Annotated in this window: 12 protein-coding genes and 1 pseudogene; 5 read left to right on the forward strand and 8 right to left on the reverse strand. The window is 34.4% G+C overall.

All coding sequences use genetic code 11. From position 1 onward, the window contains the following. Positions 1–168 precede the first annotated feature (168 nt). Both IPK88_13625 and IPK88_13630 read right to left on the reverse strand, forming a co-directional pair. The gene (locus IPK88_13625; GenBank protein ID MBK8244463.1) at positions 169–1,644 is read right to left on the reverse strand and encodes a sigma 54-interacting transcriptional regulator; all 1,476 of its coding nucleotides are present in this window, start codon (positions 1,642–1,644) and stop codon (positions 169–171) included. Beyond that, positions 1,628–2,722: a hypothetical protein gene (locus IPK88_13630; protein ID MBK8244464.1), complete on the reverse strand. Its 1,095-nt coding sequence runs from the start codon at positions 2,720–2,722 to the stop codon at positions 1,628–1,630. Before IPK88_13630 ends, IPK88_13625 begins: the two co-directional genes overlap by 17 nt. A 150-nt stretch (positions 2,723–2,872) precedes the next feature. Between IPK88_13630 and IPK88_13635 the strand changes: the two genes are divergently transcribed. Next, positions 2,873–5,101 carry a TonB-dependent receptor gene (locus tag IPK88_13635; protein MBK8244465.1) on the forward strand — a complete coding sequence of 743 codons (2,229 nt, stop codon included), beginning with the start codon at positions 2,873–2,875 and terminating at the stop codon, positions 5,099–5,101. Between the two features lie 14 nt (positions 5,102–5,115). On the opposite strand, the gene IPK88_13640 is transcribed toward IPK88_13635, so the two are convergent. The 5 genes from IPK88_13640 to IPK88_13660 are packed head-to-tail and all read right to left on the reverse strand — an operon-like array spanning position 5,116 to position 8,887. Continuing rightward, entirely contained in the window at positions 5,116–5,511 is a 396-nt protein-coding gene (locus tag IPK88_13640) for a c-type cytochrome (protein ID MBK8244466.1), read from the reverse strand. Next, positions 5,492–6,103: an SCO family protein gene (locus IPK88_13645; protein MBK8244467.1), complete on the reverse strand. Its 612-nt coding sequence runs from the start codon at positions 6,101–6,103 to the stop codon at positions 5,492–5,494. Before IPK88_13645 ends, IPK88_13640 begins: the two co-directional genes overlap by 20 nt. A 56-nt stretch (positions 6,104–6,159) precedes the next feature. After that, positions 6,160–6,798 (reverse strand): endonuclease III, encoded by a 639-nt coding sequence (gene nth / locus IPK88_13650; GenBank protein ID MBK8244468.1) that lies wholly within the window; start codon positions 6,796–6,798, stop codon positions 6,160–6,162. Continuing rightward, entirely contained in the window at positions 6,788–7,819 is a 1,032-nt protein-coding gene (locus tag IPK88_13655) for an acyl-CoA reductase (protein MBK8244469.1), read from the reverse strand. Before IPK88_13655 ends, nth begins: the two co-directional genes overlap by 11 nt. A gap of 42 nt (positions 7,820–7,861) precedes the next feature. Next, complete coding sequence (locus tag IPK88_13660) at positions 7,862–8,887, reverse strand: RluA family pseudouridine synthase (protein ID MBK8244470.1); 1,026 nt, start codon at positions 8,885–8,887, stop codon at positions 7,862–7,864. A 101-nt stretch (positions 8,888–8,988) separates the two neighbouring features. Here IPK88_13660 and IPK88_13665 point away from each other — a divergent pair, with 101 nt between their 5' ends. Continuing rightward, positions 8,989–10,197, forward strand: a complete 1,209-nt coding sequence (locus IPK88_13665; protein MBK8244471.1) for an aminotransferase class I/II-fold pyridoxal phosphate-dependent enzyme — start codon at positions 8,989–8,991, stop codon at positions 10,195–10,197. 77 nt (positions 10,198–10,274) lie between these two features. Then, the gene (locus IPK88_13670) at positions 10,275–10,844 is read left to right on the forward strand and encodes a hypothetical protein (GenBank protein MBK8244472.1); all 570 of its coding nucleotides are present in this window, start codon (positions 10,275–10,277) and stop codon (positions 10,842–10,844) included. 51 nt (positions 10,845–10,895) lie between these two features. Here IPK88_13670 and IPK88_13675 read toward each other — a convergent pair. Continuing rightward, a pseudogene (locus IPK88_13675) lies at positions 10,896–11,930 on the reverse strand (bifunctional 3-deoxy-7-phosphoheptulonate synthase/chorismate mutase type II). Positions 11,931–12,068: 138 nt separating this feature from the next. Here IPK88_13675 and IPK88_13680 point away from each other — a divergent pair. After that, complete coding sequence (locus tag IPK88_13680; protein MBK8244473.1) at positions 12,069–14,531, forward strand: PIG-L family deacetylase; 2,463 nt, start codon at positions 12,069–12,071, stop codon at positions 14,529–14,531. Positions 14,532–14,636: 105 nt separating this feature from the next. Further along, positions 14,637–16,313 carry a sodium:solute symporter gene (locus IPK88_13685; protein MBK8244474.1) on the forward strand — a complete coding sequence of 559 codons (1,677 nt, stop codon included), beginning with the start codon at positions 14,637–14,639 and terminating at the stop codon, positions 16,311–16,313. The last annotated feature ends 6 nt before the right edge of the window (positions 16,314–16,319 follow it).

Consider the following 16,319-nt stretch of genomic DNA (forward strand, 5'->3'; position numbering starts at 1 on the left):
TTGATTTATTTCGCCCACTCAGAGATAAGTGCTATGAAATGTATTATATTAATAGGGTCAATGTCAAGCTTTTAAAATTTAACAAAGTCGAATTTCTTAAAAGGTTTTTGAACATTGAATGTCAAATTAGAAAACATTTTCATGATCTAAAATCAATTAATTAAGAGATCAATTCGTAGACATATTCAGATCATTCAGCATATTGGCTAAAGGATCTCGGATTGCAAGCCTTTGATCATGCCATTCTTTTTGTAGAATTTGATGATGGCAGAGATAATGTAAGGTCATCTCGCGCCATAATAAAACATCCTGCTTTTCGATTTCCATCATTTCCATTAGTAATTCAGGCGTGGGAAATTGATTCATTACTTTAATAAAAGCTTTCTGTGACATATCGCTCTCCATATCGATAGATCCTGAAGTCACAAACCAATCCGTAACTGGCTTGTAAATGTCGGGGCCGTTTTTTTTCTTTTTCTCTATAGGAGGAAAAATGATTTCGCATTCTTCTTGAATGGCTTCGTTGAGGATTTCTAAAGCTACTTCGTAAGTTCCTTTTTGTTCGCCTTCATAGACGAGTTCCAATTTACCAGTAATGGCTGGAATGATCGAAAGTAAATCAATAATCCGGGCAATGCCCTTGGTTTCACCATTAATCAACATTCGTCTTTCAATAGCACTATATAATAATTCTAAAGCTGATATAGTAAGCCTGGCAGATACGCCACTTTTTTCATCAACCAATTCATGTTCCCTGGCGACAAATGCTATCTGTTCAATCATATTTAAAATGGCCTCAGGGATTCTGATAGACGCTTTCAAATCAGGTGCTATTTTAGCCTCTTGCTGTGTAATCAACCTGGAAATTTCTAACTCATCAGGATAGTGGGTGATGATTTGACTTTCAATTCTGTCTTTTAATGGGGTAATAATGCTTCCGCGGTGCGTATAATCTTCCGGATTTGCAGTAAATACAAACAATATATCCAATGGCATTCTAACTTTAAATCCACGAATCTGTACATCACCTTCTTCCAGAATATTAAATAGGGAGACTTGAATTCGTGCTTGTAAATCAGGTAATTCATTGATCACAAAAATGGAGCGATTACTTCTCGGTATAAGCCCGTAGTGTATACTTTGTTCATCTGCAAAGGACAGTTTTTGGTTGACTGCTTTTATAGGATCTATATCGCCAATTAAATCAGAGACCGAAACATCAGGTGTTGCTAGTTTTTCAACATATCGATCTGTTCGATTGATCCATTCAATGGGTGTCTGATCACCCAATTGTGCAACCATTTTTTTTCCGTATGCACTGATTGGATTCAATGGGTCATCATTTAATTCTGACCCTGCAATAATGGGAATTTCATCATTCAATAAAGTGCAAATTTGTCTTGCGATTCTTGTTTTAGCCTGGCCTCTTAATCCTAGAAACAAAATATTGTGTTCACTCAATAATGCGCGTTGCAAGTCAGGTATTACGGTTTTGTCATAGCCATAAATGCCTTCAAATAGTTTTTCTTTAGAACTTAATTTAGTGATTAAATTCTTTCTGATTTCATGTTTAATTGAGCTTGATTGATACCCACTTTTTATAAGTTCTCCCAGGGTTTTAATGCTATTATTGTTTTTTTTCATCTCTGTAATTGATTAATATTTGTTCACCTAATCCGTCTAATGCAGTATAAAATGCTTTGCCTTGATTAGCCTTTGAGAAAGCTTCTACAAATTCTATTAAAAATGGATCTGTAGCCACCATAAAAGTGGTAATGTCTATTCCAAGTTTGCGGCACTTGGTTGCTAGTGCCAGCGTACGATTTAATATTTGTCGATCGAGTCCAAAGGAATTTTTATAATATTCATTTCCTTTTTTTATACAGGTGGGTTTGCCATCTGTGATCATCATTATTTTTTTGTTTGGATTTTTTCTTTTATTCAGCAAATTGATGGCCAACTCAAGTCCTGCTACTGTATTGGTATGAAAAGGACCAACTTGCAGATAGGGAAGATCCTTGAGTTCAATTTTCCAGGCATCGTCGCCAAAAACGAGAATATCTAAAGTGTCTTTTGGATAAAATTGGATTAACATTTGAGCCAATGCTAAGCCAACCTTTTTAGCAGGTGTGATTCGATCTTCGCCGTATAAAATCATAGAGTGAGAAATATCAATCATGAGTACGGTACTCGTTTGACTTTGATCAAAAGATTGTTGGATAAACAGATCATTTTCTGTTAAAGAAAATTGATCGTTGTATGGATTCATCATCGCATTTTTGATCGATTCCTGAGCATTGATTCGCTCTAAGTTGTCCCCAAACTGATAAGGTTTGAGATCGCCTGACCATTCATCACCTTTGCCTTGCTTATTGGTATTGTGTCTGCCCGGTTTAGCTTTTAAAATGTTCCCAAAAAGTTCTTCAAACGCGCCTTTTCTCAAGGCAAGTTCCATTTTAGAGCTTAGTTTAGTGGTCTTTTTTAGATTTCTATGATCGGTTCGAATGTATCCCTGGCTTTCCAATTCTCGTAAGAAGTCAGCCATTCCGTAATTTGGAGTGGTAAACTGAAATTTGCGATCCAATTCATGAATCCATTGTATAGATTCATTGATATCCCCGCCTGTAGCCAATAAAAGATCTTTTAAAATTCTAAATAATTCATCAAATAAGCTCTTAATATCCCCGTCCACAAGAGAAGCATTAAAACTTATGCCATGAATTGGTTTATTTTGCTTTGATTTCATAGATTTATATTGCCTAGATACAAACGAATTATATTCTGAATCGTTTAGAATTGGTCAATCATTTCTTTTTGGAAATGGGAATGGCTTAATTGTTACATTTGCATTCATTTTATAATTATTTAGGGCATGAGGGTTTTTAGTATCATTTTTTTGTTTTTAAGTCTTAGTTTATCAGCTCAAAAGGGCGATATACGGGGAAATGTTTATGATAAAGCTACTGGTGAACCGATTGCTTTTGCTACCGTTTTTCTTGCAGGTACGTCTTATGGTACCACAACAAATTCATTGGGTTTTTATACCATAGCAAGTGTGCCAAAAGGTGATTATCGCCTCGTTGTGAACTATATAGGTTATGACAGTGCCAGTTTTTTATTGACCTTACAAGGTAATCAAATTATCAACAAGCAGGTTGCGCTATCTGAAACGGGTTTTACCTTAGGGGAAGTAAGTATTTCAGGAAAAAAGGAACAAGCCAGAACTGAAGTTAAAATCTCATCTATTTCTGTTACACCTAAGGAAATAAAAGCCTTGCCTTCTACAGGTGGTGAAGCTGATATTGCTCAATATTTACAGATTATACCGGGAGTTATAAGCACCGGTGACCAGGGCGGTCAAATATACATAAGGGGTGGGTCACCGGTTCAGAACAAAATATTGTTAGACGGAATGACCATTTTTAATCCCTTTCATTCTATTGGAATTTTTTCTGTTTTCGAGACCGAAGTGATAAGAACCGTAGATGTACTTACTGGAGGTTTTGGTGCAGAATACGGTGGGCGGGTGTCGGCCATAGTCGATATGAAAACAAGGGAAGGGAATAAGACCAGATTTTCTGGATTAGCTACGGCTAGTCCTTTTATGTCTAAATTATTGTTAGAAGGCCCTATTTCCAAATACAGAGAAGGTAAAAGTGGTAGTACATCTTTTTTAGTAACAGGAAAGAAGTCTTATATAGCTCAGACTTCACCTGTTTTTTATAAATATGCAGTGGATAGCGCCACAGGAAAATTGCCATTTAATTTTACGGATATTTATGGTAAGTTTTCTACCATAAGTGGAAATGGAAGTTTTTTAAATTTATTTGGATTTAATTTTAAAGATCAAGTGAATTACACCGATCTGGCAGATTTAAATTGGAATGCCGGCGGTGCAGGTGCAAGTTTTAAATTAATACCAGGGTCTTCAAGTATTATTATCGGTGGTAACGTAGCTTATTCAAAATATTTAATAACGCTGGATGAAATTAAGGCTGAACGTAGATTAAGCCAAATCAATGGATTGCAGGCGAATTTGGATTTTAGTTATTTTAATCGCAAGTCAGAGATTAAATATGGAATAGAATTTAATGCCAATTCAACGGACTTTAGATTTACAAATTTCTTAAAAGTTCCAATAACTAAAAAAGATAATAATACTGAAGTTGCCGGTTATCTGAGGTACCGTTATGCATCTAAAATATTTGTAATAGATCCAAGTATCAGATTTCAATATTATGCATCTTTAAGTAAAACCAGCATAGAGCCTAGATTTGGACTTAAAGTAAATGTTACCAATGATTTTAGACTCAAAGCTGCGGGTGGTTTGTATTCACAGAATTTGATGAGTTCTGTAAGTGAACGAGATATTGTCAATCTTTTTGTGGGCTTCATTACAAGTCCAGATTTAATTTATTCTTCACATGCTATTGGAGGATTTGAATATGATATTACTTCGAATACGGATATCAATGTAGAAGGATATTATAAAAAATTCACATCCCTTTACAATCTTAATCGCAACAAAAGAACGGTTCAGGAATCAGATTATACCAAAGAAACGGGAGATTCCTATGGGATAGATTTTTTAGTAAAATCATCGTGGGTTAATTGGAGATTATGGTTAGGTTATTCTTTAGGATTTGTGAATCGGGATGATGGGAAGCAAAAATTTCCGGCATTATTTGACCGAAGACATAATATGAATGCAGTTTTGGATTATCAATGGGGTAGAGCTAAATGTTGGGAATTGGGACTAAGGTGGAATTTAGGTTCTGGTTTTGCATTTACTAAGATCCAAGGATTCATCGGAGACAATAAAATACCAAATGGCTTGGATACTAAATTTGGAATTGATAATCCGGATATCGGTATTGTGTATTCTGATAAGATCAATTCAGGAAGATTGCCATATTACCATCGATTGGACCTTTCATTAAAACGTAGAATTGATATTACTAAAAATATTAATTTTGAAATCGTAGCCAGTGTTACGAATGCTTATGATCGCAAGAATATTTTTTATTATAACGTAGTGGAAAATAGAAGAGTGAATCAGTTACCGATCTTGCCTTCAATATTAGTAGCCTTTCATTTTTAGAAAGGGGATCACAACTATTTACAGTTTTTTAAAATAAGTTCTATGTCTTTTAGAGCATAGGGTTCTGAATGCCACCATTGTGAATTAGCATAATTTAAAATATTGCAAATCTGAATAGCATTTAAAATATTATTTTCAGGCATTTCCATATCTCCATGTCTGGTCTTATAAGTAAATGTCTCTGCATTATGAATTCCTTTTCTAATGATGCAAGGCAATTGATTTTTTACACTATAAATAAATGTAGTATCTTTTAAAGAAGGATATAATTGATTTAATCCTTCTGCTTCATGCCCATGACAACCACTACAATGTATATCAAACAATCGCTTGCCCTCTTTGAACTGTTCCGTAGAATAAGTACATGATATGATCATTAAAAAAATAACGTTAATGCCTACCCATCTCATGTTGTAATAATTTGATATCGTCAATAAATCGGTTTACGTCCTTTTCATCAGTGCCAAGAGAAAAAGATCTGATGTGATGGGCAGTATCTACTAAAAGTATCCAGCCACTATGATCTATTCCACCAGGTGCTGTAGGATCATCCATTGCTGTACTTAAAAATCCATTGGCAATATTTTTAGTATCATTGTATTCGTTTCCTCTTAATAGATGAAAATTATTATTTTGTACACCTAATTTTGATTTATATTGTTTTAATCTAGGGATGGTGTCTTTTCTGTGATCCAAACTAAAACATATATAAGCTAATTGACTATCTCCTTTAAATGTTTCTTCGAGTCGCATCATGCTTCGCATGACTTTTGGGCAAATCGTTTGACAAGATGTAAAGAAAAATGTGGCTAATAAGATGTTGCCTTGCAATGATTTTAAACTAACCATTTGGCTATCCTGATTCATGTAATCGAAATCTGGAACTTTTGCATATACTGTATCGCCTAATTCGAAGTATCGATTTCCTAATATTGGAAGTTTTTTGTCCTTACAAGAAGTTACAATTAGGAGAAACAATAATGAAGGTATTAGAAAGCGCATAAAACTATTTTAAAGAATAACCGATATGTTGTGTTTTGGTTTAGATTGATATGATCTTAACTATCCATACTTTTTCGTCCATATATTTTACAAATCGGACATTGTTCCTTTATGTGCCCTCTTGCGGGACAATAGGTACGTCCAAAATATATAATCTGTAAATGCAATTTATTCCACAGAGATTCGGGGAATAATTTTTTAAGGTCTTTTTCAGTTTGGGTTACATTTTTACCTGTACTTAATCCCCATCGATAAGCCAATCTGTGGATGTGAGTATCCACAGGAAAAGCAGGAACACCAAAAGCCTGAGACATAACTACAGAAGCTGTCTTATGGCCTACTCCAGGTAATGCTTCTAGTTGGTTGAATTGATTTGGTACAATGCCGTTATATTCTGTTACAAGAATGGATGACAATTGATAGATAGCTTTGGATTTAGCAGGAGATAGCCCACAAGGCCTTATGATATCTTGTATCTCTTCCATACTATGTTGAATCATATCAAATGGATTGGACGCCATTTTAAATAGTATAGGAGTTATTTTATTGACTCGTTCATCTGTGCACTGTGCCGATAATAAAACAGCTATTAGCAGCGTGTAAGGATCCTTGTGCATTAATGGAATCGGTACCTCCGGAAAAAGCAACTCCAAAATTTCACTAATGTGTTTCGCTTTTTCTTTTTTAATCGACATATTCTTGTTGAAGTGAAATTAAGAAATTCATGATGTCCATTTCATCCGGATAATCAAGAAGGCCTGGTAATTGTGATGTGCCGAAAGGGGTAACAAGTATGAAATCTAAGTTTTTATTGGATACAATGCATTGTAATTTGTTTGCATGTTCAGCAATCTTATGCTTAAGATCTTCTTCATCTAAATAGTACTCAAAATGGATAGTGGCAAGTGGAGACCCCAATTGTGTGTTTTCAATGAATAATATAGTTTCGCCTTGTAAAAAATGTACTGGATTTATTAACGAAATGGCTAATTGAAAATCATAATTATTCTGAAATTTAGTGTGATTTCTAACATAAGAATAATGGCTGTCTAAGGTTTTTAATAATGGAGAAAAATCATAATTAAAAGGCACATAAATTTTACTTACATTTCTACAACCGAGCCCGTAATAGTAAAAAATATCTTTTCCCAATTCAATGAAATCAAATTCAGTTTCATCCCCATTTAAAATGGCAATACTATTGCGATGACCTCGAATGATATTTGGTTTTTTTTGAAAATAATGTTTGAAATGATTCGCTGCTAAATCACTTCCAGTAGCAATTACAGCATCATAATCATGAATTCGTTCTGTGAATTCAATGCGACTCGCTATCGATGGATCACAATCCTGAATCAGGTCTTTAATCCAATGGTAAAGGACCGTATCTTTTTCTGAAAGTTTAACTTGAGCCTTGTATCCACATACTAATACACAAAGTAAATCCTGAAATGAAACCAATGGTATATTGCCTGCAGAAATGATTGCAATGGTTTTTATTTTAGTGATTTGAGTAAGATTGTATTGGGATAACCATGTTCTTAATGAATCAGAATCCAAGTACCTGTTCGAAATAGCATTCAACATACGATGAATCTCTTCCAATGTAAACCATTGATTTTTTTGGAATGCGGTGTGAAATACTTCTATTTCAGATGTTGAATATTCATCAACTTTTTGTTTCAGTTTATTAAAAAAATTAATTGCTGATTCCATATTCATTTATTGTACATTAGACTTGACCATCAATTTTTCAAATTAGTCTTCCCAAACTTCATTATTATCCACCAGTTGTTCTTTTCTATGGCTTACATAGTGGCGCCATTTCTCAACTAATTGTGTAAAATCATCCGGAGGTGGGATTTCGAAAAACATTTTTTCATTTGTATGTGGGTGAATAAATCCAAGGCTTCTTGCATGTAATGCAAACCGGGGTACCATTTTATAACAATTTTGAATAAACTGTTTATATTTTGTAAAGACAGTTCCTTTTAAAATGCTGTCGCCACCATATCGCTCGTCATTAAATAAAGGATGACCATGATGTTTTAGATGAATGCGTATCTGATGGGTTCTTCCGGTTTCTAATTTGCATTTAATGAGACTGACAAAGTAAAAGGATTCAATCAATTCATAATGAGTTATAGCGTGTTTCCCTTGAAGTCCATCTGAGAATAAGAACATTTTATGTCGGTTATGAGGATCACGCCCAATATTTCCTGTTATTGTTCCAATATTTGGTAATGGTTCACCCCAAACAAGAGCCATGTATTCTCGTTCAATAGTGTGATCAAAAAATTGTTTGGATAAATGGACATGCGCAAAGTCTGTTTTTGCAATAATCAATATTCCGGATGTCTCTTTGTCGATGCGGTGTACTAATCCATATCGTTCGCGACTTGGCGGAGCACTTGTTTCAGTTCTTTGTTTACCAAAATAACCTGCTAAAGCATTGACTAAAGTTCCATTGCTATGGCCACCTGCCGGATGTACAACCATGCCTGGCTTTTTATTGACCAACATAATATGATCATCTTCATAAAGTATATCTAATGGAATATCTTCTGCAATAATATCATCACTATCATGAAATTTTGGAAAAATAACATCGCATATATCCCCGGGCCTTATTTTGTAATTGGATTTAACAGGCTTGGAATTAAGGGTTATCATTCCGGCAGTTATAGCATTTTGAATTTTATTTCGGGATACTTTAGGAATTCGATCGGTGAGATATTGATCCAAGCGCATGGTCCCTTGTTTAGGATCAATAACAAATTGCATGATCTCGTATTCGTTGTCTTCAGCTATTTCATTTTGATCTTCATTCATGGTATGCATATGGTTTGGTCTGCAGGATGTAATTTTGGCACAAAATTATGATTATGAACCGCAAAGCTATAAAACACTTCGCAACCCTTTGCGCAAAAGGTGTTAATGATCCCAAAACAACGAAACCTCATCAACTACCCATATATGCCACAGCAGGATTTGAATTCGAAACGAGTATAGAGAGTATAAATAGTTTCCAACAGCAGCCCGGTACCCATGTATACAGTCGTTATGGTAATCCTACGGTAGAAGCCGTGGCGCAAAAAATTGCTGATTTAGAAGCTTTTGGAACAGGGAAGGAAGCATATGGCTTATTGACCAGTTCAGGACAGTCGGCTGTACATTTGGTTATTCAAAGTTTGTTAAAGCCAGGAGATGTAATAATTACCCAAGGGAATTTGTATGGAGGGACCACTGAATTATTCAAAAAGGTTTTTGGTCAAAGTAATATTGACATACAGTTTGTTGATTTTAGCAGCAAGGAGGCTATAATTGCCATGTTGCAAAAATATGCTCAAAACAAGGTGATATATATTGAAACACCCGCTAATCCCACTTTGAGTTGTATTGATATCCAAATGGTTAGTGATGTTGCAAAAACTTATGGAGTTTTGGTGATTGTTGATAATACTTTTTGTACCCCATATATTCAACGTCCCTTGAGTCTAGGTGCGGATTTAGTTATTCATTCCACAACCAAATTTCTTCACGGGCATGGAGCCTCAATGGGTGGTGTAGTTGTGGGATCGGACAAAGCACTTATAAAAGGCAAAATTTGGGAATTCTATAAGTTAATAGGGTGCAATGCAAGTCCTTTTGAAGCCTGGTTAATTTATTTGGGACTTAAAACCTTATCTATCCGAATGAAAACACAAAGTGACAATGCGCTTGAAATTGCACAGTTCCTTGATTCCCATGATAAAATAGCTACCGTCAATTATCCCGGTCTTACGAGCCATAGAGATCATAGTTTGGCTTGTCGTCAAATGAATGGATTTGGAGCATTGATTAGTTTTGATATCAAAGGTACTTATGAAGACGCCATTACACTTATGGATGCTTTAGAATTATGTGCCATGGTTCCAACCTTAGGGGAGACAGATACTATGATATTACATCCTGCTTCATCGTCGCATGTTAAAATAGATAAGAATATTAGGATGCAATATGGCATTACGGATACCTTGATACGGCTGTCGGTAGGATTAGAAGCACCAGAGGATATTATTGCTGATTTAAATTATGCCCTTTCTAAGATGTAAGTTTGAAGTTTTAATAAAAATAGCTCGCTAATTACGAGTAGATTGTTTACATTTGTTAAACAAAAAAATTAAATATTATGAGAAATTCTATTTTATCCATGCTCCTTTTTTTAGCTATTTGTTTAGAAAGTAGTGTTCTTGTTGCCCAAAATGATACCAAAAATTCAAAAATACCGCGCCATGTTGTTTTTGCAGAATTATTGGGACCTGGTATGTCATTGAGTGTTAACTATGATTTTCGATTTGGAAATCAAATTGATGGTTTAGGGATGCGTATTGGTATAGGTGGCTATAAATTCAATGAAAATGATCGTTTTAGTTTGCCGATAGGTTTGAATTATTTAGTAGGTAGAAAAAATATGTTTTTTGAATTAGGAGGAAATGTAGTTTATTCCTCAAGCGGATTCTTTTTAGCTAATGGATTTGTTTTTGATTTTGACGATAATGAATATTCGACAGGAAAACTACTTGGAGTTCTTAACTTAGGAATGAGAAGACAAGCTGTTGAGGGTGGTTTTAATTTTAGAGCTTCAATCAATCCTGTTTTCGGTGTTCAAAAAACAAGAGATATTTTCACTAACGTTGAAACTGAAGAGTTTTTCTTCTGGCCACTTTATGGAGGTGTTTCTTTTGGGTATAGTTTTTAAGAAATGAGAATTTTGATTTGTAGTAATTTACTGAGTTAGTATTAATTAAATTCATTCATTCATTTTCTTACTTTGATGCTGTATCGATTCGATATGAATGGCTTCTATTAAAGAAAAAATAAATTCCTGACTTAAGTTTTTTTCGTCAGCAAGATGAGATAAACGTTTTATAATTTCATCCCAGCGTTGAGGTTGAAAGATGGCAATGCCTGCATTTTTTTTCTCTGCTCCAATTTGTTCAGCCAAAGTCATTCGGGCAGATAAAAGCTCAATCAGTTGATGATCGATTTCATTGATTTGATTTCGGAAATGTATGATTTGATGATTGAATTTTTCATCGTGGGAATGAATGGAGCGTTGTATTAGTCGATCTAATATATGTTCTTTAAAATAGCTTGGAGTAACTTGTTGGTCTGCATCACTCAATGCTTCTGAAGGATTGGGATGTAGCTCTGCCATAATACCATCAAAATTAAGGTCCATGGCTATTTGAGCAATTTCCAATAAATGCTTAGGGCTTCCACTAATGTGACTGATGTCGGCAATTAATTGAATTTCCGGAAGAACCCTTCTAAGTTCTATTGGAATTTGCCATCTCGGGACATTTCTATAAATGGAATTACCATAGAATGAAAATCCTCTATGGATGGCACTTATTTGATGTATCCCAGCCTTATAAATGCGTTCTATGGCACCAATCCAAAGATGAAGATCCGGATTGAGTGGGTTTTTTATCATTATGGGTATAGCCGTGCCTTTTAATGCATCTGCAATTTCCTGAACATAGAACGGATTAACGGTCGTACGGGCTCCAATCCATAATACATCTATACCAGCTTTCAAACAAGCTTCCACGTGTTCAGCATTGGCTACCTCAGTACATACTGGAATGTTGTATTTGTCTCTTATTTCAACCAACCATTTCAATGCCTCTGCTCCTCTGCCCTGGAAGTGTCCGGGCCTGGTCCTTGGTTTCCAAACCCCGGCTCGAATTAAATCAGGATTTAATGGAGTTGTTGCATTCATCAATGCTTCTAGCTGTTCAGGGGATTCAGCGCTACAAGGGCCTAAAACAAGGATTTTACGATGATTTGGATTCGAAATGGCAGGACTAATATTCAATGTTTTCTATTGAGTTACATAGTAAATGAAAATTCTAATGATTTGTTTACTTCTAAGGCTGAACAATTTGCATTTATTAACCTTAGTAATTAAATTTATTTTATGAGATTATTTTTACCAGCATTATTGATGATTTGCTATTTAGGAACCATTAATGCACAACCAGCATCTGAACTTCTTGAAAAAATAAAAAAATTAAATGTTTTAGGTTCAGTTCTTTATGTTGCTGCGCATCCTGATGATGAAAATACCAGGTTAATCAGTAATCTGTCTAAAGACCAAAAACTACGTACGGCCTATGTATCATTAACTAGGGGAGATGGAGGTCAGAATTTAATTGGCTCTGAATTAGATGAATTTTTAGGAGTTATTAGAACCAATGAATTATTGCAAGCCAGAAAAATTGATGGTGGAATTCAATATTTTACAAGAGCAAATGATTTTGGATATTCAAAAAATGCTGAAGAAACATTTTCGATATGGAATAAAGATTCCATATTATTAGATGTAATGCGGGTCATTCGAACATTTAAACCTGATGTTATTATTTCCAGGTTCGATTATAGAACAAGTGGAAAAACCCATGGACATCACACTGCTTCTGCCATTTTAGCTAAAGAGGCGTTTGAGAAATCGTCAAGTGGATTATTTATGAATCAGACTTTATCGGATTTAGAGCCCGTTACAGTTAGTAGACTTTTTTTTAACACGTCTTATTTTTTTTGGGGCTCAAAAGAAAAGTTTGATGCAGCAGACAAGTCCGATTTATATTCATTAGATGTAGGCACGTATTTTCCTGCATTAGGCTATTCCAATAATGAGATCGCTGCATTGAGTAGAAGCATGCACAAATCACAGGGCTTTGGTATAAACAGCTCCAGAGGAGTTTCTATGGAATATTTTGAACGTATTGATCAAAAAAAGAATCCAAGAGAGCAGTCTCCATTTGATGGTTTAGATTTTACCTGGAATCGAGTTAACGGTGGTGGTAATATTCAAAAGATTATTGATCAAGTAATTGTTGAATTTGATGTTAATGTACCTTCAAAAAGTATCCCATTATTACAAAAAGCTGAAAAATATATTGCTGAACTTTCTCCTGGTCATTGGAGAGATATTAAACTTAAAGATATACAAGAAATCATATTCCAATGTGCTGGATTATATACGGAAGGATTTGTTGACAAACAAGTACTTTCAAGCGGTGCAACGATTAAATTGAATACTGAAATCATTCATAGGTCTCAGACCAACATTAAACTCCAAAGTATTGTCGTACAACCTATGGTATTAGACACTACATTTAATTCTCAATTGGTGAACAATAAAGCTAATTATTGGTCAGCTACGATAACGATTCCTCAAGCAGAATCTACTGCGCCTTTCTGGCTTTTTAATGGTCGAGGAAATGCAGTATATACCTTTGATCATCCGAAAACAAGTATATTGCCAGAGTCGGATCGTAAATTAAGAATCCAGTTTAATGTTTTAATTAACGAAATTCCTTACTCCATTTCTAAACCGATCATTTTTAAAAATGATGACCCGGTCCTAGGTGAAATCCGTCAACCCCTGGATATCATTCCTGCATTAATTATCAAACCCTTCGATCCTTTAGTTTTAGTGCCACAAGGAAAAAATGCAGATTTTAGTTTTACCATTAAATCAAACGTAAGACAACAAAAAGGTATTATCAGTTTTGAAGCACCTGAAGGAATTGTAGTAGAACCTAGTACAATTCCGTATCATTTCATTGATTCAAGCGGTGAATTTAAAATTCAAATTAAAGTTAAATCACTCACTAAAAACAACAGACTTGAAGAAATTAAAATATTTAATAATGGCGAAAAATTATTTACACATTCAACAATAAAATACAATCACATCCCCTGGCAAAATGTATTGATTCCTTCAAAAATTAAAGTGAGTGCTCTTGATTTAAAAATTAAACAGAAACGTATAGCTTATATTAATGGCGCCGGAGATTATATTGACGAGGCTTTGATCAAAATGGGATACAAAGTAGATGTTATTCCTTCATCGAATCTGAATTTCGTGAATAACAAAAACTATGATGTGTTGGTGTTTGGAATCAGAGCCTTAAATAATCAGGAAGATTTGACGAATTGCAAAGAATTTATAATAAATTTTGCAAAAAATGGAGGTAAAGTTATTTTTCAATATAATACAGCTCATGAATTGGTGACTCAGAACTTTGTACCTGGAGAATTTAAGATTTCCAGGGATCGTGTCACTAATGAAAAAGCAGAAGTTCGGATCTTAATAGCAAAACATCCTGTATTTCATCAACCAAATAAAATTGAGTCCAGTGATTTCAATGATTGGGTCCAAGAACGAGGTTTGTATTTTCCGAGTACCTATGACAATACCTATGAGGAATTATTATCAATGAATGATCCGGATGAAAAGCCTCTGAAAAGTGGCATTTTATGTCATAAGGAAGGAAAGGGTTATATCATTTATACTCCTTTGGCGTGGTTTCGCCAATTGCCTGCAGGTGTACCTGGAGCCTATCGATTATTCAGTAATATCATTTCATATTAATGGAAGATCAAAGAGATTTTAAAAAGTATTATATCTTTTTGTTTTTAGGGTTGATCATTGTCATTGGATTTCTTTTTGTTTTAGCTAAGGTTTATTCTGTGTAATATGAGTTGGATTGATTGGATCGTTTTGTGTGGAACCTTGCTTTTCATTTTTATTTATGGAATGCTAAAAAGCAGAAGACAATCGAATCTCGACGAATTTATACTTGGGGACAGAACTTCACCTTGGTGGAAAGTTGGATTAGCCGTAATGGCCACTCAGGCAAGTGCTATTACTTTTATTTCGACCACAGGACAAGGCTTTTCTGATGGCTTGCGTTTTGTTCAGTTCTATTTTGGTTTACCAATTGCAATGTTTGTAATATGTATTGTCTTTATTCCTGTTTTTTACAGACTCAAGGTATATACTGCATATGAATATTTAGAGCAGAGATTTGATTTGAAAACAAGGATTTTCGCAGCCATGATTTTTCTAATTCAGCGTGGTTTAGCTGCGGGTGTTACGCTATATGCTCCATCCATTATACTTTCTTTAGTATTTGGATGGAATCTTCAATGGACACATGTTATAACTGGTATTATAGTCATTATTTATACGATTTCAGGAGGCGCCAAAGCAGTAACTGTAACGCAACTTCAACAAGTCACCGTTATATTTTTAGGAATGGCTTTTATATTTGGATACTTGATTTATTCATTTCCTCCTCAAATTAGCCTTCATAATGCGTTGCAAATTGCAGGTTGGAATAATAAAATGAATGGTGTTGACTTTCATTTAGATTTTAATAATCGATATAATTTTTGGGCTGGAATTACAGGTGGTTTTTTTTTAGCATTAGCTTATTTTGGTACCGACCAATCACAAGTTCAACGTTACCTTGGTGGTAAAAATATATCCGAAAGTCGATTAGGTTTAATAATGAACGGCTTACTTAAAATTCCGATGCAGATTTTTATCTTGATGTGTGGTGTGTTGTTATTCGTATTTTTTCAATTTCAAAAAACACCATTGTCGTACAATACCAAAACTAATGATATTGTGGCAAAATATGAACCTGATCAATTTAAGTTGTGGCAATCTTCTTTGGATTCTATTCATGATAAAAGAATGGATCTGTTAAGTTCATTTTCAGTTTCTTCAGAACTTGAATTAAAATCTCTGAATGTAGCCCAAAATAATTTAAGAAATGAATTTCAGCAACATGTTAAGAGTGAATATAAAGACCTGGAGTCAAACGATAAGGATTATATTTTCTTGTATTACATACTTCATTTTTTGCCTGTTGGATTTATAGGATTATTAATTGCAGTTATTCTGTGTGCTGCGATGTCAAGTATTTCAGCAGAGTTGAATGCATTAGCTGGAACAACAACTGTAGATATCTACAAACGATTGTTTGCTAATCAAGAATCAGGTAAATCTGATGTATACTTTTCAAAGATATTCACAATGGGGTGGGGATTGATTGCTATTAGCTTTGCATTTGTAGCTAATTTATTTGAGAATTTGATTCAATTTATTAATATCATTGGATCTCTATTCTATGGAAGTGTGTTAGGGATTTTTCTTGTTGCTTTTATGTTCAAGTGGATCAAAGGGTCAGCTGTATTTGTAGCAGCGTGCTGTGCTCAGATCGTGACAATCGTTTTGTTTTATTACAGTGACATTGGATTTCTTTGGTATAATGTTATTTCTTGTTGTATTGTGATTGTATTCAGCAGCATCATTCAGTTTGGAATAAATTCAAAAAAAGGCAATACAGATGTATATCAAATATAGAATTAA

This window comes from Candidatus Defluviibacterium haderslevense (genome assembly GCA_016712225.1).
Classification (GTDB): Bacteria; Bacteroidota; Bacteroidia; order Chitinophagales; family Saprospiraceae; genus Vicinibacter; species Vicinibacter haderslevensis.